Source organism: Paenibacillus sp. V4I5 (genome assembly GCF_030817255.1).
GTDB lineage: Bacteria > Bacillota > Bacilli > Paenibacillales > NBRC-103111 > Paenibacillus_E.
In genome coordinates this window covers 3,574,008-3,593,864 of the sequence record NZ_JAUSZB010000002.1, presented here as the reverse complement: position 1 = coordinate 3,593,864, position 19,857 = coordinate 3,574,008, and the positions used below count along the sequence as shown (strand labels likewise).

At 43.7% G+C, this 19,857-nt stretch carries 16 protein-coding genes and 1 riboswitch; of the genes, 15 read left to right on the top strand and 1 reads right to left on the bottom strand.

Annotation, left to right across the window (positions count from 1 at the left end; translation table 11 throughout):
- Positions 1-534 precede the first annotated feature (534 nt).
- From QFZ78_RS18260 to QFZ78_RS18230, 8 genes are all read left to right on the top strand, one after another.
- A complete protein-coding gene (locus tag QFZ78_RS18260) occupies positions 535-2,361 on the top strand; it encodes an APC family permease (protein ID WP_307549680.1) in 1,827 nt (608 codons plus the stop codon).
- Positions 2,362-2,588: 227 nt separating this feature from the next.
- A riboswitch (cyclic di-AMP (ydaO/yuaA leader) is annotated at positions 2,589-2,760 on the top strand.
- 417 nt (positions 2,761-3,177) lie between these two features.
- Positions 3,178-3,255 carry a potassium-transporting ATPase subunit F gene (locus QFZ78_RS38585; protein WP_373460468.1) on the top strand — a complete coding sequence of 26 codons (78 nt, stop codon included), beginning with the start codon at positions 3,178-3,180 and terminating at the stop codon, positions 3,253-3,255.
- Positions 3,256-3,302: 47 nt separating this feature from the next.
- Positions 3,303-4,973: a potassium-transporting ATPase subunit KdpA gene (gene kdpA / locus QFZ78_RS18255; protein ID WP_307555774.1), complete on the top strand. Its 1,671-nt coding sequence runs from the start codon at positions 3,303-3,305 to the stop codon at positions 4,971-4,973.
- A 67-nt stretch (positions 4,974-5,040) separates the two neighbouring features.
- On the top strand, positions 5,041-7,083 hold the full coding sequence (gene kdpB, locus QFZ78_RS18250; RefSeq protein ID WP_307549679.1) for a potassium-transporting ATPase subunit KdpB: 2,043 nt from the start codon (positions 5,041-5,043) through the stop codon (positions 7,081-7,083).
- Between the two features lie 28 nt (positions 7,084-7,111).
- Positions 7,112-7,675: a potassium-transporting ATPase subunit KdpC gene (gene kdpC, locus QFZ78_RS18245; protein WP_307549676.1), complete on the top strand. Its 564-nt coding sequence runs from the start codon at positions 7,112-7,114 to the stop codon at positions 7,673-7,675.
- 9 nt (positions 7,676-7,684) lie between these two features.
- Complete coding sequence (locus tag QFZ78_RS18240) at positions 7,685-9,985, top strand: histidine kinase (RefSeq protein ID WP_307549674.1); 2,301 nt, start codon at positions 7,685-7,687, stop codon at positions 9,983-9,985.
- Between the two features lie 4 nt (positions 9,986-9,989).
- Positions 9,990-11,552, top strand: a complete 1,563-nt coding sequence (locus QFZ78_RS18235; RefSeq protein ID WP_307549672.1) for an ATP-binding protein — start codon at positions 9,990-9,992, stop codon at positions 11,550-11,552.
- Positions 11,518-12,216 carry a response regulator gene (locus tag QFZ78_RS18230; protein WP_307549670.1) on the top strand — a complete coding sequence of 233 codons (699 nt, stop codon included), beginning with the start codon at positions 11,518-11,520 and terminating at the stop codon, positions 12,214-12,216. Before QFZ78_RS18235 ends, QFZ78_RS18230 begins: the two co-directional genes overlap by 35 nt.
- Positions 12,217-12,538: 322 nt before the next feature.
- Here QFZ78_RS18230 and QFZ78_RS18225 read toward each other — a convergent pair whose 3' ends face one another.
- Entirely contained in the window at positions 12,539-13,057 is a 519-nt protein-coding gene (locus QFZ78_RS18225) for a collagen-like protein (protein ID WP_307555772.1), read from the bottom strand.
- Positions 13,058-13,512: 455 nt separating this feature from the next.
- Here QFZ78_RS18225 and QFZ78_RS18220 point away from each other — a divergent pair, with 455 nt between their 5' ends.
- From QFZ78_RS18220 to QFZ78_RS18190, 7 genes are all read left to right on the top strand, one after another.
- A complete protein-coding gene (locus tag QFZ78_RS18220) occupies positions 13,513-14,538 on the top strand; it encodes an HD-GYP domain-containing protein (protein WP_307549668.1) in 1,026 nt (341 codons plus the stop codon).
- A 48-nt stretch (positions 14,539-14,586) separates the two neighbouring features.
- Positions 14,587-14,925 carry a response regulator transcription factor gene (locus QFZ78_RS18215; protein WP_307549666.1) on the top strand — a complete coding sequence of 113 codons (339 nt, stop codon included), beginning with the start codon at positions 14,587-14,589 and terminating at the stop codon, positions 14,923-14,925.
- A 207-nt stretch (positions 14,926-15,132) separates the two neighbouring features.
- Positions 15,133-15,891 carry a YveK family protein gene (locus QFZ78_RS18210; RefSeq protein WP_307549664.1) on the top strand — a complete coding sequence of 253 codons (759 nt, stop codon included), beginning with the start codon at positions 15,133-15,135 and terminating at the stop codon, positions 15,889-15,891.
- Positions 15,875-16,540: a CpsD/CapB family tyrosine-protein kinase gene (locus QFZ78_RS18205; RefSeq protein ID WP_307549662.1), complete on the top strand. Its 666-nt coding sequence runs from the start codon at positions 15,875-15,877 to the stop codon at positions 16,538-16,540. Before QFZ78_RS18210 ends, QFZ78_RS18205 begins: the two co-directional genes overlap by 17 nt.
- A gap of 45 nt (positions 16,541-16,585) precedes the next feature.
- A complete protein-coding gene (locus QFZ78_RS18200; RefSeq protein WP_307549660.1) occupies positions 16,586-17,869 on the top strand; it encodes an efflux RND transporter periplasmic adaptor subunit in 1,284 nt (427 codons plus the stop codon).
- A gap of 22 nt (positions 17,870-17,891) precedes the next feature.
- Positions 17,892-19,613, top strand: coding sequence for a hypothetical protein (locus tag QFZ78_RS18195; protein WP_307549659.1), 1,722 nt, complete (start codon positions 17,892-17,894; stop codon positions 19,611-19,613).
- A gap of 12 nt (positions 19,614-19,625) precedes the next feature.
- Positions 19,626-19,838 carry a hypothetical protein gene (locus QFZ78_RS18190; RefSeq protein WP_307549658.1) on the top strand — a complete coding sequence of 71 codons (213 nt, stop codon included), beginning with the start codon at positions 19,626-19,628 and terminating at the stop codon, positions 19,836-19,838.
- Positions 19,839-19,857 lie beyond the last annotated feature (19 nt).

Here is a 19,857-nt window from a genome sequence, read left to right as displayed (position 1 = left end):
CCGGATGTACCCCGTTACATTCACTGGCTTCGGTCTTTTGAACCAACAGATAATCCATTTCAAGGCTGCACAACCTTTCGTGTGAGCGCTATGCGCTCTAGTCTGTTAATGGCCCAGTCTATTAAGTGATGAGCTAAGAACGCATCCCAAGGGAGTTGCTGTTTTAAAAATTTATCTAATCAAATAAAGTGATACGACGCCCAGTATTGGAACCACAAAGAGCATGATCCCGAGTCGAATTGAAATTAAATCTTCGTGTGAGTACACAGAGCCACGACCTTTCTTTGTATAGTAAGATATTTATTCAATTTGAGTCTTGTCGAATCCTTTGATGAAAAAACACTACTTTTGTCGGTTAACCAACCTACCAATCATTACTTGGGCAGAAGTATCCCATGTGGATTTACTGCTCGTTAACTACTCGAAGTGACGGCGGTCGCGGGAAGACGTTGAAAGCCCCTTATTTATGATTCCTTTTTAACAAAATTGGGTAAAATGAAATGAACCTTAATAAAACCATGGCGGGTGTAAATCATGTTTTCTGTCATTAAACGATTTTTAATCGGTCAGCCATTAAAGTCAAACGAACTAGGGGAACAAAAGCTTAATAAAAAGAAAGCTTTAGCTATCCTCTCTTCCGACGCTTTATCATCCGTTGCCTATGGGCCTGAGCAGATTCTACTAGTATTGATTACCGTAAGTGCTGCAGCTTATTGGTACACAATCCCTATAGCCATAGGCGTTCTGTTTCTTCTATTAGCACTTATTTTGTCATATCAACAAATCATATATGCCTATCCACATGGTGGCGGGGCCTATGTCGTATCGAAGGAAAATCTCGGGATGAACGCGGGTTTATTTGCAGGAGGATCCCTTTTAGTTGATTACATACTAACGGTGGCGGTCAGTATCTCTGCAGGTACGGATGCCATTACTTCTGCTTTTCCGCACTTACATCCTTATAATGTAGTTATTGCCATCCTACTAGTTATTTTCATTACGATTTTAAATCTCAGGGGTATAACGGAGTCGGCTTCTATTTTAGCTTATCCTGTGTATCTATTTGTGCTGGCTTTGTTTATCTTAATTGGAGTCGGATTATTCAACATTGTAACTGGGAATGTCTCAGCTGAATTGCATGCTCCAATTGGCACGCCCGTTGCAGGTATTTCCTTCTTTTTATTACTAAGAGCATTTTCATCGGGGAGTTCTGCTTTAACAGGGGTAGAAGCGATCTCTAATGCAATCCCAAACTTCAAGGATCCAGCTCCAAAAAATGCATCCAAAACACTGATGGCTATGGGCTTATTACTTGCCATTTTATTTGCGGGAGTCGTTTATCTAGCGTATTACTATGGGATATCACCCAAAGAAGAGGAAACGGTTGTCTCACAAATAGCTGCTGAAACGTTCGGTAGAAATTTCATGTATTACGTCATCCAAGGTACAACCGCTATGATTCTAGTTCTCGCTGCGAATACGGGATATTCGGCTTTCCCCTTACTGGCTGTTAATTTGGCCAAGGATAAATTTATAGCAAGGATGTTTACGATTAGAGGAGATCGATTAGGGTATTCAAACGGAATCATTTTCCTGGCGGTTACATCGATCTTGTTAATCCTTCTTTTCAAAGGGCAAACGGAGCAATTAATTCCTCTGTATGCAGTCGGAGTATTCATTCCATTTACCTTAGCTCAGACAGGGATGTTGGTGAAATGGTTTCGTGAGAAACCGAAAGGCTGGATGGTTAAATTAACGATTAATTTAGTTGGAGCATTCATGAGCTTTACGGTCATGATGATCTTCTTTATTACTAAGTTTGGGCAGGTATGGTCTGTTCTCATCTTTTTGCCACTAATTGTTTTTATTTTTCACCAAATCAAGAAACACTATGAGGCCGTAGGCGAACAATTAAGAATAACAACTTGCGAACCAGCGATTCCTATTGAAGGAAATGTGATCATTGTGCCTGTGGCGGGCATTACGCATGTGGTAGAGAACTCCTTGAATTATGCCAAATCCCTTTCGCCAAATCAGATCATCGCCGTTTATGTGGCTTTCGAAAGAGACGTCGAGAAACAATTTGAGGAGAAATGGAATACGTGGCAGCCCGAGATAAGGCTGGTAACTTTACATTCCCAATATCGGAGCATTGTTCAACCATTGATGAAATTTATTGATACGGTCGAGCATAAGGCAGCTGAATCAAATTTTCGGGTAACCGTCCTAATCCCACAGTTTATTCCTAAGAAAAGCTGGCAGAATATTCTCCATAACCAATCCAGTCTACTTATCCGTGCTTTCTTGCTGTATAGAAGAGACCTTATCGTAACGACAGTGCCGTATCATTTAAAAAAATAAGTAGGGTGGCCTTACTTCATTGTAAGGCTGCCTTTTTTTATAGTCCATTTGCGACAAAATGACAATAACGGTAGAAAAACGAAGCATTTCTATCGATAATGAACGTGTTATCAATTTGGATGCGCTTTTATTTGCCTAATATGCCCTAAATTACGGGATAGCGTCTCTCCACAGCGTTTTACAATAATGGCTAAGAGGCGTAGCATTCTTTTCAACAACTTCACAACAAGTTTCAAACGCTGAGTCCCCGCAAGGGGAGCGGGGGAACCAGCCAGAAGCCGAATGTATGTAAATTGCGGTTTCTCGGGGTGAATCCAAAACAAGCGCAGCTTGCCAAGGTAGGGCACTTCCAAGCCCGAATCCGACAGCTAACCTCGTAAGCGTATTGGGAGAGAACCACTTTCTATCGTGCTTTCACAGCCCGTTTATTAACGCTGCTAAGAAGCCCGAGAGTAGAGATTCTCTGCTCTTAGGCTTCTTTTTGTTGTTCGAAATTTGGAGGAGAGTGAATCTATTATCGTATTTGTTTGAGCATTCTGGGGATCTCTTTCAAGACAAGATTTTTATGCTTTTTTTATACGGATGCTATAGATTCTTTACCTCATTTTTATACGGTTCGGCGTTACACTATTTCAAGAAAGCATTAGAGTCGGTTAAATTACAGGAGGTGTGTTATGTACAACGACGTAACGATGATCTTATTAATGGCCGTAACATTCTTAGGATTTTGGGCTTTTTTAAAATATTGTGAAAAAGCATGAGCTTAAGCTTAGCTTTCGATAAGCGTTTTGGAAAAAACTTGTAGGAGGCACTCATATGATTGTTATCGGTGTTATTGGATTTGCCATTATGGTGTATCTCGGTTTTGTTTTAGTGAAGCCGGAGAAATTTTAATTGTAGAATAAGAACTTAAGTAAGCAAGGGGAGAACCTACTATGGGTATGGGATTGTTACAGGTAGTCATCACACTGGGTATTATTATTCTTTTAGTGAAGCCTGTGGGTAGTTACTTGGTGAAAGTTTTTGGGTATGAAAAGAGTGGACTTGATCGTGTATTTGCTCCTTTTGAGCGGGTCTCCTATCGCATTATGGGTGTTAATGAAGATGAAGCGATGGGGTGGAAAAAGTATTTAGGGTCCGTACTATTAGTTAATTTTGTCATGATGCTTCTGATTTATGCGGTATTTCGGCTTCAAAAATATCTACCATTGAATCCTGACGATATTGGTAATATGCCTCCGGCATTAGCTTTTAACACGGCTGTTTCATTTATTACTAATACGAACTGGCAAGCATACAGCGGTGAAAATACACTTTCGTATTTCTCTCAAATGGTAGCCATTACGTTCCCGATGTTTACATCGGCTGCAACAGGTTTCGCTGTGGCGGTAGCTTTTATACGCGGTTTAGTTGGCCGTCAAGATAATCTCGGTAACTTTTACGTGGATATGACCAGAGCGATTACACGCGTATTTTTACCACTGAGCTTCATTGTTGCTTTAGTTTTAGTTTTTCAGGGTATTCCGCAAACACTACTGGGAGCTGTGCAAGCTACAACAATTGAAGGGGCCACACAAACGATTACTCGCGGGTTAGTGGCTTCACTGGAATCGATTAAACATATCGGTACAAACGGTGGCGGGTGGTTCGGTACGAATGCAGCGCATCCTTTTGAAAATCCGACACCGGTGTCCAATTTGATCCATATTATTTGTATGATGCTGCTGCCTACATCTCTGGTGTATGCATTCGGTCTGATGATTAAGAACAAAAAGCAAGGTTGGACCATCTTTGCTGCTATGGGGATCATCTTTATCGTGATGTTGTGGGCGGTATTCTACGCCGAGTATCGAGGCATAACTGCCGTAGATGCATTAGGTGTACATGGCAACATGGAAGGCAAGGAAGTAAGGTTCGGGATTGCTGAAACTGCTCTATTCACAGCGGTAACTACAGCTGCCACTACAGGTAGCGTAAACGCAATGCATGAATCGCTCACACCGCTCGGAAGTATCGTTCCTTTCGCGGAAATGATGCTGAACAATGTGTTCGGCGGTAAAGGGGTCGGCTTGTTAAACGGCTTGCTCTACCTCATTTTGTCGGTGTTCATCTGTGGACTTATGGTTGGTCGTACGCCAGAGTTTTTAGGTAAAAAAATTGAGGGCAAAGAGGTGAAGTTGGCGGCCATCGCCATTCTGATCCATCCGCTTATCATTTTGGCACCGACAGCTTGGGCACTTATTCGTCCTGAATCCATTACCTCGATATCCAATCAGGGGATGCATGGGTTGGCTGAAGTGCTGTATGCTTTCACGTCAGGTGCTGCTAATAACGGCTCCGCTTTTGGTGGACTAAGCGCCAATACGAACTTTTACAACTTGAGTATCGGTATGGTCATGCTGTTTGGGCGTTTCGTTTCCATGATCGCGATGTTAGCTATTGCCGGCTCTCTGGCTACGAAGCGTGTCGTTCCTGTTACGACAGGCACACTACGTACAAATACACCTTTATTTATGGGGATTTTAATCATGATTATTCTAGTTATCGGTGCTCTAACGTTCTTCCCGGCGCTGGCATTGGGGCCGATTGCTGAACATTTGGCGGTGCGTTAAGGGTAGTCTCTGAGCGGAGAGACTTTGAGCTACGCCCAAAGATCCCTATATTAGGAGGACAACATATATGGCTGTGGAACGTAAAAAAACAATGACAAAAGAAATCATGAATCAAGCTATCGTTGATTCATTTAAAAAATTAAATCCTTGGGTGATGATCAAAAATCCGGTTATGTTTGTAGTTGAGATCGGTACGGTCATTACGCTCCTGCTTTCACTCGCACCAGATCTTTTTGGTACCACAGAAGTAGGGCGGGGTTATAACATCGCTGTGTTTTTGATCCTGCTTTTCACCTTGCTTTTCGCTAACTTCGCTGAAGCTTTGGCCGAAGGGCGGGGCAAGGCACAGGCGGATTCCCTACGGAAGACGAAATCCGATACGAAGGCTCGTCTGGTTCAAAAGGATGGCTCTTATAAGGAAGTGTCTTCAACTTCTCTCCATAAAGGAGATGTGGTCCGCATTGAAATCGGGGAGATTATCCCATCCGACGGCGAGATCATTGAAGGATTAGCTTCGATTGATGAGTCAGCTATTACAGGTGAATCGGCTCCTGTTATTAAGGAAGCTGGAGGCGACTTCTCATCGGTTACAGGTGGTACACGGGTAGCTTCCGACTATATTGTTGTCAAAGTGACGACCGATCCGGGCGAATCGTTCTTGGATCGCATGATTGCACTGGTGGAAGGCGCCAAACGGCAGAAAACGCCGAATGAAATTGCCTTAACGACACTGCTTGCCGTATTGACACTTATTTTCTTAATTGTCATTATGACCATGGTTCCGATGGCGCAGTATTTGGATGTGAATTTGAAGATTTCCACATTGATTGCTCTGCTGGTCTGTCTCATTCCGACGACAATCGGCGGACTCTTGTCAGCTATCGGTATCGCCGGTATGGACCGCGTGACCCAGTTTAACGTGCTTGCCATGTCAGGCAAGGCGGTAGAGGCAGCTGGAGACATCGATACAATGATTCTTGATAAAACGGGGACGATCACCTTCGGGAATCGGATGGCTTCGGAGTTTGTACCTGTGAGTGGCGTACTTGCTAAAGACATCATCCTTACTGCCCTGCAAGCATCTGTGAAAGACGAAACACCAGAAGGACGCTCCATTGTGGAGCTTGCGTATAAGCTTGGGGAGACTTGGCAAGCAGATAGCTATCAAGGTGCAGAAGTGGTAGAGTTTACCGCTGAAACACGGATGTCGGGACTTAATTTAGCTGATGGTAAACAAGTCCGTAAGGGCGCCGTTGACGCGATTAAGAAATATGTAGCAGCTATGGGCGGAAAAATTCCTAGTGATTTAGAAGCAATTACGAACCGAATCGCCAAAGCCGGGGGCACTCCGCTGGCAGTCGCGGTTAACGAGCGGATTTATGGCGTTATTTACCTTAAGGACACGGTAAAACCGGGCTTGAAGGAACGATTTGCAGAGCTACGCGCAATGGGCATCAAAACAGTAATGTGTACAGGGGATAATCCCCTTACAGCTGCGACGATTGCGCTTGAAGCCGGAGTAGATGAATTTATTGCTGAGGCGAAGCCGGAAGATAAAATTGCCGCGATTAAAAAAGAGCAGCAAGAAGGCAAGCTGGTAGCGATGACAGGGGACGGAACGAATGACGCTCCTGCGCTTGCTCAGGCCGATGTAGGTCTTGCGATGAATTCAGGCACAATGGCTGCGAAAGAAGCTGCTAACATGATCGATCTTGATTCGGATCCGACGAAGCTGCTTTCGGTGATTTCCATTGGTAAACAACTGCTGATCACTCGTGGAGCCTTAACGACGTTCTCTATTGCCAACGATATTGCTAAATATTTTGCGATCATTCCAGCGATGTTTATTCTCGCCATGCCACAGCTGCAGGGGTTGAATATCATGAATCTGGCTTCGCCGGAATCGGCTATTTTATCGGCATTAATATTCAATGCCATCATCATTCCCCTGCTGATTCCAATTGCGATGAAGGGTGTTAAGTATCGGGCGATGTCGGCAGATAAATTGTTGTCACGTAATATTTTGCTGTACGGTATCGGCGGTGTGATAGTCCCTTTCATTGGTATTAAAATCATTGATATGGTGCTTCATGGATTAAACATCGTTTAAAGAGAAAGAGAAACGAGGAGATAGCGTTATGAAATCGGTTTTGATAGCTGTTCGTGTGTCTTTATTGTTCATGATCGTCTGTGGGCTCATCTATCCACTCGCAACGACAGGTGTGGCGCAGGTCCTATTCCCTAAACAAGCGAATGGAAGTCTTATTGAATCGAATGGTGTCGTGATTGGATCGGAATTGCTAGCTCAAAGTTTCGAGTTACCGAGGCTCTTCCATCCAAGAGCATCGGCAGCCCAATATGATCCGACCGCTTCATCTGGCTCCAATATGGCGGTAGCTTCAAGCGATTATGCTGCAGCCATGGCAGAGAAGATCGACGCCTTGAAAAAGGAAAATCCCAATTTAACGGATATCCCGGCGGATTTAGTAACCGTATCAGGCTCCGGTTTCGATCCGGATTTATCACCGGAAGGAGCCAAAGCTCAAGTGCCGAGAATCAGCAAGGAAACAGGGATCTCTGAGAAAAGTCTCAATGACCTCGTTGACCAGCTTACAAAAACGCGCCAACTCGGAATTTTCGGTGAGCCTAGGGTCAATGTGATCGAATTAAATATGGAACTGCTAAAGCAAGTGAAGGGATAATGATGCCATTTGGAAGGCTTCAAAAGAAAAACACCGGAAGAAATCCTATTATCCATCTCTAAACTGCACCGCGGCAGTTTTAAAATATATATCGGCGCAGTCAGCGGCTCTGGGAAAACCTATCACATGCTGCGTGAAGGGCAGAATCTTAAGCAGCAAGGGATTGATGTGGTCATTTGCGCCGTATCGACGCTCCAAAGACCGGAAACCGTGGAACAATTGGGGGATTTGGAAAGGGTCCCGAGCATTCATTGGATCAAGGACGGTGTCGAGCAAAAAGATCTTAATTTGGATGCGTTACTCGAAAGAAACCCGGAGGTCGTCCTTGTAGACGGGTTAGCCCACTGTAATCGAGCAGATGCTTGCTTTCCATCTCGGTTAGATGATATTAAGTTTTTACTTTCAAATGACATTAGTGTTATTACCACGGTGAATGTATATGAGCTGGAAGAGGCGATGGAGGTTGCTCATAAACTAACAGGTGTTGAGGTGGGGCACTGTGTTCCTTCCGATACCTTAGAACTCGCTGATGAGGTTCGATTAATCGACGCGACGCCGGAAACGATATTAAATCGATTAGAAGAAGGGCATTTAAAGGGAAATAAAGATACATCGTTATTCAAACGCGGTAATTTGGGCGTGCTGCGTGAACTGGCTCTTCGACTTGTTGCTGAGGATGTTAACGATTCTCTGGAAGAACATCGCGAACAAATGGGGTTTCTGGGTCCATCAGGAGCGACAGAGCGCATACTCGTAACGACACAGTATCATTGGAACGGTTCTATCTATGTCCGCAGAGGACAACAGATTGCTAAGCGTTTGAATGGTGATCTTCATGTGGTTACGCTGCGTAATTTCAATAAACCGCTCATCAAAGAAGCGGCCACTTTTCGCAGGTCCATTATGAAGCTTGTCCAAAAAGTAGGCGGCAAATTTGAAGAACTGCCTCTTCGGAACCGTCGCAGCATCCCTCAGATATTGGTGGACTATGCGATCTCCCATAACGTTACACGTATTGTATTGGGTCATTCTAGGCAAACCAAATGGCAAACTTTCATACAAGGCTCCGTCATCAATGGTGTATTAAAAAGAACTAAAAATATCGATGTGTTCTTGATTGCTGATCGTGCTTCACACGAGGGTGAGCGCATTCTCCCTGCCCATATCCATTCGCTGAAGGAGCCCTACAAATATAAACGTTTGAGCAAACAAGAAGTAGAGGCGAAAATCGGACAAATCAAACGCGGGAGATTTAAAGTCTATATTGGAGCAGCCCCTGGAGTTGGTAAAACGTATACGATGCTGCGGGAAGGTAACAATTTGCTCAAAAAGGGGATTGATGTGAAGATTGGATTACTCGAAACCCATGGAAGAAAAGAGACCATTGCACAGATTGGCGAACTTGACATCATACCGCGGGCAGAAATTCAGTATCAAGGTGTAAAGCTGGAGGAGATGGATACAGAAAGTATCATACGACTGGGACCTGAAGTGGTTTTGGTTGATGAATTAGCTCATTCGAATGTACCCCGCACTAAGAATAAAAAACGGTATGAAGATGTGCTAGAAATTCTAGAAGCGGGCATATCGGTCATAGCTACCGTTAATGTGCAGCACTTGGAAAGCTTAAATGATGCCGTGGAACAAATTACAGGTATTCGGGTTCGGGAAACGGTTCCAGATCATATTCTTCGCATGGCGGATGAAGTGCAGTTAATCGACGTTGCCCCTGGGGCCTTACAGCTTCGCATGAGAGAAGGTAAGATTTATGCGATGGTAAAGGTAGATCAAGCGTTGAACAATTTCTTTAAAACGGGAAATCTGATCGCTTTACGAGAACTCGCGCTTCGCGAAATCGCTGATGATGTAGATGAACGTTTAGAATCTATGGAGCGTAAGAGCTCACTTCGTGGCCCATGGCGAAGAAGAGAAGTCATTTACGTGTGTGTCACGGAAATCTCACAAGCCGATCGCTTAATTCGTCGCGGTTTTCGGATTGCGTATCGACTTAAAGCAACTTGGCATGTAAGCTTTATTGCGATGGGAAGCGCAGAGGAGTGGAAGCAGAAGCTAGAGTCATTAGAGAGGCTGACCATTAGGTTCGGAGGCGAGTTTTCGTATCAAGAGGTGGCTAACCGTAACCAAATCCCGCAGGTGTTTGCTTCCAAAGCAAGTGAGGCGGGAGCGACTCAAATTATTGTGTGGAAAGACGCCATTGTCAAAAAGCTTCTGCCGCTTGCTAGTACAATGGATGTCCTGATTGTTGCCGACTATGATACGTGGCAAACTTGGGGAAATAAGGTAAAATGAAAACATGGTGAAAAAAACAAATGATTTTATAAACTGGAAATCTTACTTTATAATCGCAATTTATATTACAGTATCGACCATATTTCTAAGAGTTTTTGGTCTTTTTCTAGATTTAGTTAACATTGCGCTTCTCTATTTATTTCCTGTTCTTTTTAGTGCTGTGAGATGGGGAAGGGGACCTTCCTTTTTTACAGCGGGAATGGGGGTTTTGGCGTTTGATTTCTTTTTTGTGCCTCCCGTTTTTAGTCTTACGGTTGCAGATTTGCGTTATTTAATCTCTTTTATCGTATTCTTATCTGTTGCAGCTCTTACAGCAAATTTGGCTTCTAAACTGCGTAGTCAAATTCATCAAGCGCAGCAAAGAGAAGCAAGTACGGCTGCTCTGTACGCATTAAGTCATAAGATTACCGCCATTTCAGACTTAGATATACTACTGAATCAGATTGTTCAGCATGTTTCCGATACGCTAGATGCTAAGGCTGCTATCATTCTGCCAAATCAGTTGGGTGAACAGCAGTTGGAAGCCTACTCCAAGGATGGAGGAGATTGGGCCCGTGATGAATCCCATCTGTCTATCGCAGCATGGGTGAATAATCATAATTCCATCGCGGGTCGAGGGACTCTTACTTTGGGGGAATCATCGGATCTGCATGTCCCTTTAGCTACGGATCAGCAGGTACATGGCGTGCTTGCTGTTCATGTGGGTGATAGAAATATGTCAGATATGCCGGAACTTATTCGGATTATCGAAGCGCTATCTGATCTTGTAGCCGTTGCGATATCTCGCGTTAAACTCGCGAATGATGCCAAGGTGGCGCAATTGACGGCAGAATCGGAGAAGCTGCGGACCGCGCTGCTGGACTCGCTTTCACATGAATTGCGAACACCTCTGGCAACCATCATCGGTTCCGTAACCGGACTTCTAGAAGGGGAAGACGTCTTCGGTCCTGAAGATCGACGAGAGTTATTATTAACGACTCGTGAGGGAGCTACCCGGATGAACAGGTTAGTAGGCAATTTACTGGGTATGGTTCGGATTGAGAGCGGCATGCTGCGTTTAAATAAACAGTGGTGCGGGGTAGAGGATATTGTAGGCGTTGCGCTTACGCAATTGAACGACGCTTTGCTTCACAGAAAAGTTAACATACGTCTTACACCAGATCTTCCGTCGGTACCTCTTGACGAAGTTCTTATTGAACAGGTGTTGATTAATGTGATTAGTAATGCCATTAAGTATTCGCCTGATGGAAGCAAGATTGTGATTGAAGCAGATCACAACCAAGACATGCTTGATTTGACCATCAAAGATGAGGGTGAGGGCATTGCTTCAGCTGATATGGAGCGGGTGTTTGAGAAATTTTATAGAGGCCATTTAACCAAACATATCCCAGGAACAGGGCTAGGGCTTGCGATCTGTAAAAGTATTGTGGAAGCACATGGCGGCCATATTGCAGCGATGATGAATGGGAATCGAGGAACGGCTATTCGGATAAGCTTGCCTTTACAATTCGCTGAGAAAGACGGGGATGGGAATGACAACCACAGGGGCGAAGATCTTAATCATTGATGATGAACCACAAATACGGAAATTATTGCTCGTGACTCTAACCGCACACGGCTTTGAAGCAGCCGAAGCTTCTACCGGTCAAGAAGGCTTGCTGCAGGCAACAATGGTTCGTCCAGATCTTATTGTCTTAGATCTTGGATTGCCTGATATGACAGGCATGGAAGTGCTGGCGCATATCCGTGAGTGGTCGCAGGTGCCTATCATTATTCTTACGGCTCAAGACCAGGAACAAGATAAAGTTGCTGCTTTGGATCGCGGCGCTGACGATTATGTAACGAAGCCGTTTGGCATGGGCGAATTTATGGCCCGTATGCGAGTTGCCTTACGGCATATCGCCAAGACGCAAGATGAACCCGTGTTGAAACTGGGTCATTTAGTTATTGATATATCGCAACGTAGTGTAGAGCTAAATGAGGAGAAACTCAAACTAACACCGACCGAATACGATTTGTTGAAAGTACTTGCTTTAAATGCCGGACGAGTGATGACACATAAACAATTGCTTAAACAAGTTTGGGGCGGTCAGCAGTATGAATCTGACAGCCAATATCTCAGAGTATACGTTGGTCATTTGAGGAAAAAGATTGAAGTGGACCCGACAAGACCGAAGTATATCCTTACGGAGCCTGGGATCGGATACCGCTTTGCTTGGCAGGAGGGTTGAAAAGAAAGAAGGCTGTTATTCTCTTGATGAGAATGACAGCCTTTTTCACAGATAAAAATTTATATTATTTGGGGTTAGGGGTAAGCAATTTATCCTTTTTATAGGCTATAAAGCTACTTTAGACTGAAAGTGTTGTATTTTTTGCAACATTCGGTTGGATTACGCGGATTAGCTTGCTTAAAGTTGTACAACGTACAACTTTACACGGATAAGTGTGCGAATGTTTCAGCATTACGTCACTTGGGCGTAGATTGCTTTGCTGCAACCTTTTTAAACTCTCAACCCAGGACGGCGCAAGCCGTTTTTTTATTATCCCATTATTCTAACAAGTAAATGAGTCAATGAAGCGCAAATCGATACCGAAATACATCCAAGAGTACCCAGTCCAACGGAAGCCTGCGATCGAATTACGTCCTACAAAAATAGGGTAATACCAGAACTGTTGACCGTTGCTGAGCCAGACATAAGTGAAATGAAACAAGCAGCGGGAAATACCACCCGGGTCTACGGCATAAGCAGAGGCACCTGCCGCTTTAAACGGCTTTTGCGGTGTATAAGCTGGCGGTGCAGATGTGGGAGGTTGCTGTCCGCCTCCTTGCGGTGGGAAGCCAGGCTGCCCAGGGAAGCCAGGCTGCCCAGGGAAGCCGGGTTGCCCAGGAAAGCCGGGTTGCCCAGGGAAGCCGGGTTGCCCAGGGAAGCCGGGTTGCCCAGGAAAGCCAGGTTGCCCGGGAAAGCCGGGTTGCCCAGGGAAGCCGGGTTGCCCAGGAAAGCCGGGTTGCCCAGGAAAGCCAGGTTGCCCCGGACTTCCGGGTTGCCCAGGGAAACCCGGAAGTCCGAACAAGCCGCCTAAGCCCCGCGGATCGTAAGCGGGCACCCAAGCATAAGCTTGCGGTACAGCATAGCTGTACGGATAAGGAACGGTTTGAGGATATGAAGTAGGATAAGGATAGGACTGTTCTGTAGTTTCAGGCTGTAATAATTCAGTTTCCAATTCACGAAGCTCTTGTTTGTTGTTGTTGTTGTCTGAAGCCATTGCGTAATTTCCTCCTTAGGTAGAAGCGGATTAGTCGATACTTACTCTATGCAGCAGGGTAGACGGATGTCACGATGTGGATTAACTTCAATTGAAGGCAATAAGCAGACCAATAGTCCTACTTTTGACGGTTTCAAGAAATGACATAGGTTATTTAACCTACATTTTCCAAAAAAATACGGGATTCTGACCCATAGATTGTAGTAATTTTGTCGTATATAATTGAAATTGGTTATATTTTGAAATAATTGGAGCGAGCTTTATTGAGAGAACTATTGGGTAAGATGTTGAAATACGATGTGACAACAAGCCATGGACTTGTGTTAGTACCAAGTCAATCGGTTCTCAATCAAGAGCATTTGGATTTGTTTCGGCAGCATCGCATTGACTTTATGGGTATCATTACGACAACCATGCATGAGCGTAAGCTTGATTCGGTATCCCCACCAGATTCTTCAGAGCTTCTTGTCCAAAAAGCTTCTCAATATGCCAAGGACTTATTCGAGCGTATTCAATCGCGGAAGAAGATTCCGCTGCTGGAAATCAAGAATGATTTGATTCCTATCGTTCAGCAGGCTGCTGAGAACCCCGATTTATTTCAATTGTTTCAAGCTGTTAAAGCGAAAGATGAGTATACCCATCAGCACAATATTGGTGTAGGCATACTCTCAACGCTGATTGGTAAATGGTTAAATTTGGCCGACAGTGAAGTGGCGTTATTATCGCTGGCCGCTACGATGCATGATGTTGGTAAGATCAAGATTTCACAAGAGATTCTATCGAAGCCGGGGAAATTAACGACAGAAGAGTACGACGAAATAAAGCGACATACAATTCTAGGCTATAATATGCTTAAGGAAACGGTTGGGATTAACTACCGAGTAGCTCTAGTTGCCTTGCAGCATCATGAGCGGGCAGATGGCACTGGATACCCATTGCAATTAAAGGATAGCCAGTTGGATCGAATGAGCCGAATTGTTGCCGTTGCCGATGTCTTTCACACGATGTCATCGAAGAGGCCTTATCACGAAATGATGCCCTTTTATGAGGTTGTACGTCGGATGAGGAAGGGCTTTTTTGGAGAATTGGACCCCCACATTGTGTCCGTATTTATTACCAATATTATACAGAATTTGATTGGCAGGACAGTAAAGCTAACCGATGGACGCTGGGGAGAGGTCGTTTATATTAATCCTACGGATGATACGAACCCGCTTGTTAAGATTGAACAGACATTTCTAGATCTAAGTCGGGAAAGAAATATCCATATAAGTGAAGTTGTTATATGAGAGATCGTTTGACAATCAATTAGATATATATATAAAGGAAGTTATCGGATGATAAATAGGTTGATTACGGAACATGAAAGTTGCGTAAATGTAGAGCAAACCAAGGAACCAGAGCTGGTTTTCCATCAGTTTTTTGCGAATTACGGCCTTACACAGCGTGAATCGGAAATTCTTTCTCTACTTGTAACCCATGGATATACCAACCGTGAGATTGCTGAAAGTTGTTACATCAGTGAGAAAACGGTGAAAATACATCTGGCTAATATTATGAGCAAAATTGGTATAGGCTCGATGCGAAAGCTGCTTGCGATGCTTCTGCAGCAGGCTTTAACACTTTCAAATCGAACGAGTGAATCCAGTAGAATAACGACAATAGGGATGAGCTAAGACCCAAGAGAAGACTCCTAAAACAGGGATTCTTCTCTTTTTTTATGAGGATTTTCCTTGATACAATTTGGAACCTAAATAGCAATAATTATATTGACATGATACAAAAAGTATCTTAAAGTAATACTTAACATTATGATACAAATAGTATCAAAGGATGCGTTATTTTCTACCAAATGTAAAGTAGACTTTCTACGGAGGGGAATCATGGAAATCAATTTTAAAGAATATCTACTGATTATAAAGAAACGCTTGTGGCTCATCATTTTTTGCGTACTGGTGACAACCATTTTAACAGCGTGGTATACCTCATCCAATTATCAGCCTATTTACCAAGCTTCGACCAAGTTGATCGTCAATAAAACCTTTGAACAGGATCAATCAGGCACGGAACAAATCGATTATGGGGCGATCGGTGTGAATATGGCCCTCATTAATACCTATAAAGAAATCATCAGGACCCCAGCTATTATGGATAAAGTCGTTCAACGATACCCCGATTTAAATGTATCCACAGACCAACTAATTTCAATCGTCAATGTTTCCAATCTCAATGAAACACAAGTCATGTCGATCGTTGCACGGCATTTTTCCCATGAAAGAGCAGTGAGAATCGCGAACGCCGTTTCGGATGTCTTTCAATCCGAAATCCCCAAGATTATGAAAGTTGATAATATAACCATTTTAAATAGAGCCAAAGTACAGGACAATCCCATACCCATTAATAAAAAATCTAATCAATACATCATTTTAAGCTTTGTAGCCTCCCTAGCAGTAATGGTCGGTCTTACCTTCCTGCTAGATGCATTAGACGATACGTTAAAAACAGATGAAGATATTCGCGAGGTATTTGAAGTATCGACAATAGGGTACATACCTAAAGTGAAAAACAAAGAATTGCGAACCAAGCAAAAAAATAAATTTAGAAAAAAAGCAGGGGAACCGTCATATGCCAAAACCATCTAATAATTCTACAATTATGATGCAAGTTCATCCGGATTCCTCCACCTCCGAAGCTTATCGTTCTTTAAGATTTAATATTGAATGCTCCGTCTTCGGACGTGAGGCGAAGACGATTACGATTACTTCATCTGGGCGAGGTGAAGGGAAAACGACGACAGCCGTTAATTTGGCAGTGGCTTATGCTCAGATCGGAAAAAAAGTGATTCTGCTTGATGCGGATTTGCGTAATCCTTCTATCCATCTTGCATTTGGTGAAGATAATGGCATTGGATTGACGAATTATTTGGTACATCAGAACGCATTGGATGGGATCATACGAGAAACAATCATTGAAAATCTGTCTATTTTGACCACAGGACCTGTGCAACAGAATCCGTCCAGTTTATTGGCATCGAAATCTATGGATGACCTCTTGGTAGAACTAAGAGCGAAATACGACATGGTTATTGTGGATACAACATCGGTCTTAACATTAACTGACGCCAAAATAATGGCGAGTAAATGCGATGGGGTGCTTCTCATTGTGGAATATGGCAAGGTGAAGCGTGGCGCAGCCAAGAAGGTGAAAGAGGAGCTAATGCTCGCGAAAGCCAAGTTGATTGGGGTGGTTATGAACGAAATAAAAGACCATCATGCGGCAACTTATCTGTAAGCTTTGTCTGAAAAAATTGTAGTAAGGGGAGCGAGTTTATAGCTAATGAGACAAAAAAGACGAAAGCCGCATCGGCGAGCCGTGAGAACCGCCTGTATCCTGACGCTGAGCTTTGGCATTCTGGCCGGATGCTCAGATACAGCCCCGTTAAATCCGGATGCTAATTCTGTCTATCAGGAGCAAGCGTTAAAAAGTGTTAAAGTATTTAAGGTCATAAATCAAAAAATTGGAGATCCGCTCGAACGTGCAGCGGAAGTTCATTCCTCCGTTCAATTTGATGTTACAGCCAAGGTTGCTGGGGACATTGACCAAATCCTGAAAAAGCGCGGGGATATGCTTCAAGAAGGAGACGTCATCGTCAAATTGAAGTCAAGCGAGGCCTCAGCCCAGCGAGAAGCAGCGGATGCGGCTGTCAAAACGGCCCAGGAAGCCATAGAAAAAGCGAAAATTAGAGCAAAAAAAGAAATGGAAAGCCAGAAGTTGGAAATGAGCAACACCATTCAAAAAATGGAGTTAGGCATGACGACCTTACTGCGGAATTACAATAAAATGAAAAACGACTATGATATTGGTCTGGTTACGAAAGCCCAGCTGTATCAGATGGAAAACCAAATGATGAATGCCCGCATGGATCTGGATCAGCTCAAACATAAACTAAGCATTTTGGAACCGATTGATGCTACTTCCGAATTGGAAGATCAGCTCAAAAATGCCCGAATTACTTTGCAGCAGATAGACCAATCCATGAAAAGCCTTGAAGTGAAAGCCCCTGTGAGTGGCCTATTGACGGAGATGCCGCTCGAAGGTTGGATGTCCTTGCAACCGGGTGCTACGATCGGTGTTATTCAGAGACTGGATCCGATTAAAATTAAAGCGCAGCTAACGGAAGAAGAAACGAAACGCTTAAGTGACAAGACAGAGCTGTCCTACTTCATAGCAGGAACCAAACAGAAGTACAAAGGGAGGATCAGTTATCTCTCCAAGGTTATCGATCCGGAAACGAAAGCCTATGAAATCAACCTAGAAGTGCCTAACAAAGATTTGGCCTTGAAGCCTGGCATGAAGCTAAGGATTCAAATGACAGAAGAGAAAGACCAAATCGTTCCCACAGTGCCAACGTATAGTATCGTTAAAGAGGGTGATGATGCCTTCGTATTCGTACTTACGGGAGATATTGTCGAGAAGCGCAGCGTACAGCTTGGAAGACTAAATGAACCTAACCAAGAAGTGCTTTCCGGTGTCAAAGAAGGGGAATTGGTTGTGAAATCCAATCCTAATCAGTTAAGAGACAAAGAAAAAGTCCAGATGACAGCAATTGAAGAGCAATAATGAAAAAATGGAGTGACTTGAATTGAAAATAAATTGGAAACAAACGATGGTCATGTTCATCTTATCCGTCTCCCTAGTGATTCCATCCGCGTCTTTTCATGCTTCAGCAGATGAGAAATATACGCAGTCATCTAGTCTGACTAGCTATCAGCTTACCGATGCGATCAAGGTGGAAGTTAAAAGCATTTTAAATGAATCAACCTCTGAAGGAACTAGAATTGCCGCTGTTGTACGTATCTATAACAATGGAGATCGCTTGACTGGGGTCCCGGAATATGAGGTTCGTGTCAAGACGCAAGAAGGCTTGGAATATATCATGCGTCCGAGTCAAGCTAATGTCAAAAATATTCAACCTAGAGAGACTGCTGAGCTTAGTTATATGAATGTAGTGGATCGTTATGATAATTTTTCATTGACCGAACTTTCTTGGCTGGATGTGGATGAATTCGTCTATCCCAAACAAGAAAAGAGAATCATATCCATCCCAGTATCAGCCATAGAATGGAAAGGGGAGAAGGCTGTCCTTTCTGATCCCGCTGTGATGAAGAAATGGGAAGATACGTTTACGATTCCAGTGTTATCAAGCACGGTAGAATACAAACCGATTAGCCTTAATGAACAGAATACACCAGATGGCCCCATGACGATTGTTGGTTTGCTTGCAACGAATAAGGGGGATAAGAAAACAACGATACCCGATTTTCGAATAAATGGAGTATCCGACAAAAAGGTATATACCGGCAAAAGGCTGGAACAAGATAAGCTGTTACTCGACCCAGGCGAGCAGCATTATGTCCACTATGCCATTCCAGTTAGGGATAGGATGGAGCTGAAGAGCTTATCTATCCTGACGCCCGAAGACTTCGCGGTTGACGACAAAACGCATAACAATTATTTAATAGGCAGATTGATGATTACACTGCCAGGTGCTGATAGTAATCTGCGGTTTTTAAATCAACTAGTACAGTATGAATGGAATAAGCCTATTAAGTTTGATCCGTTATACAAGTTGATAAGACCTGAAGTGGATGTTTCCATGGTGGATTTACAATTGCATGAAAGCGCCGGCGGGGGCTTTAAAGCAGCAGTTGCTAAGTTCAAGCTGCTCAATCATAGCGCAAATCCGTTGCAGGTTCCTCATTTCCAGGCGGAGCTGTCGAGCGTTAGCGGTAATAAATACTTAGGCACCAGACAAAGTACGCTAGTAGAAACGCTTATTCCGAATATAAGCTATGTGATCTACTATTCATTCATCATACCGAGCACGGAAACTGGTGAGCAGCTGGCCATGCAGATTTTGGATACTAAAAGCGTTGAGCCTTACAGCATTCCGCTCGCTGCTTTCAAGACAAAGGTAATGGAAGAAACAAGCGATAAGTCGCTTGCCTTCTACCCCTTTCAAGTTACTTTGAATGATTGGTCGACAGGGGCCAACTATAATATGGCATCGGGAAGTTTACCTTACTCGTATAAGCTGAATTTGGATTTTAATATCAAGCTGCAGGACGAAGTCGTCGTCGATCAAAGCTTCTCCAAGATGAGGCTCGAATTGGCCGATGCCAAAAACAGAATTATGGTAACGAAGGTTCTTTCGTTTACTGGCGAGAACAAGTTGGTTAGCGGGACTCAGACCATCAATTTTGATTTAGATCGATTTGAAACAACGGTATATCTTCGTATATACGAAATTATTGATACACCCTTCGGGGAAGCAAGACGACTTATCCAAACTTTGAAACGATAGGAGAGTGAAACAATGGAAGAAAATGCGAAGAGGGAACAAAAATTGTATGCGCGGCCCATGGTTTTAAGTCAACAACCGGTTCGTTTTGAGACAGCTCAAAGCTGGAATAAAGGCCACGGTAACCTGAATCACCCGGGTACAGGGAATGGCGGCATTCATTATCCGAACCCTCCGTACACCGGACCGCATAACGGTAACGGAGGCGGCAACGGTAACGGTAAGTAAGTTTGTCCAAGGAGGTCAA

Excerpts from the sequence above, each read along its gene's own strand:
- QFZ78_RS18210 (WP_307549664.1), top strand. The coding sequence starts at position 15,133 with ATGGAAATCAATTTTAAAGAATATCTACTGATTATAAAGAAACGCTTG.
- QFZ78_RS18260 (WP_307549680.1), top strand. The coding sequence starts at position 535 with ATGTTTTCTGTCATTAAACGATTTTTAATCGGTCAGCCATTAAAGTCA.
- QFZ78_RS18200 (WP_307549660.1), top strand. The coding sequence starts at position 16,586 with ATGAGACAAAAAAGACGAAAGCCGCATCGGCGAGCCGTGAGAACCGCC.
- kdpB (WP_307549679.1), top strand. The coding sequence starts at position 5,041 with ATGGCTGTGGAACGTAAAAAAACAATGACAAAAGAAATCATGAATCAA.
- QFZ78_RS18205 (WP_307549662.1), top strand. The coding sequence starts at position 15,875 with ATGCCAAAACCATCTAATAATTCTACAATTATGATGCAAGTTCATCCG.
- QFZ78_RS18235 (WP_307549672.1), top strand. The coding sequence starts at position 9,990 with ATGGTGAAAAAAACAAATGATTTTATAAACTGGAAATCTTACTTTATA.
- QFZ78_RS18190 (WP_307549658.1), top strand. The coding sequence starts at position 19,626 with ATGGAAGAAAATGCGAAGAGGGAACAAAAATTGTATGCGCGGCCCATG.
- kdpC (WP_307549676.1), top strand. The coding sequence starts at position 7,112 with ATGAAATCGGTTTTGATAGCTGTTCGTGTGTCTTTATTGTTCATGATC.
- kdpA (WP_307555774.1), top strand. The coding sequence starts at position 3,303 with ATGGGATTGTTACAGGTAGTCATCACACTGGGTATTATTATTCTTTTA.
- QFZ78_RS38585 (WP_373460468.1), top strand. The coding sequence starts at position 3,178 with ATGATTGTTATCGGTGTTATTGGATTTGCCATTATGGTGTATCTCGGT.
- QFZ78_RS18215 (WP_307549666.1), top strand. The coding sequence starts at position 14,587 with ATGATAAATAGGTTGATTACGGAACATGAAAGTTGCGTAAATGTAGAG.
- QFZ78_RS18230 (WP_307549670.1), top strand. The coding sequence starts at position 11,518 with ATGACAACCACAGGGGCGAAGATCTTAATCATTGATGATGAACCACAA.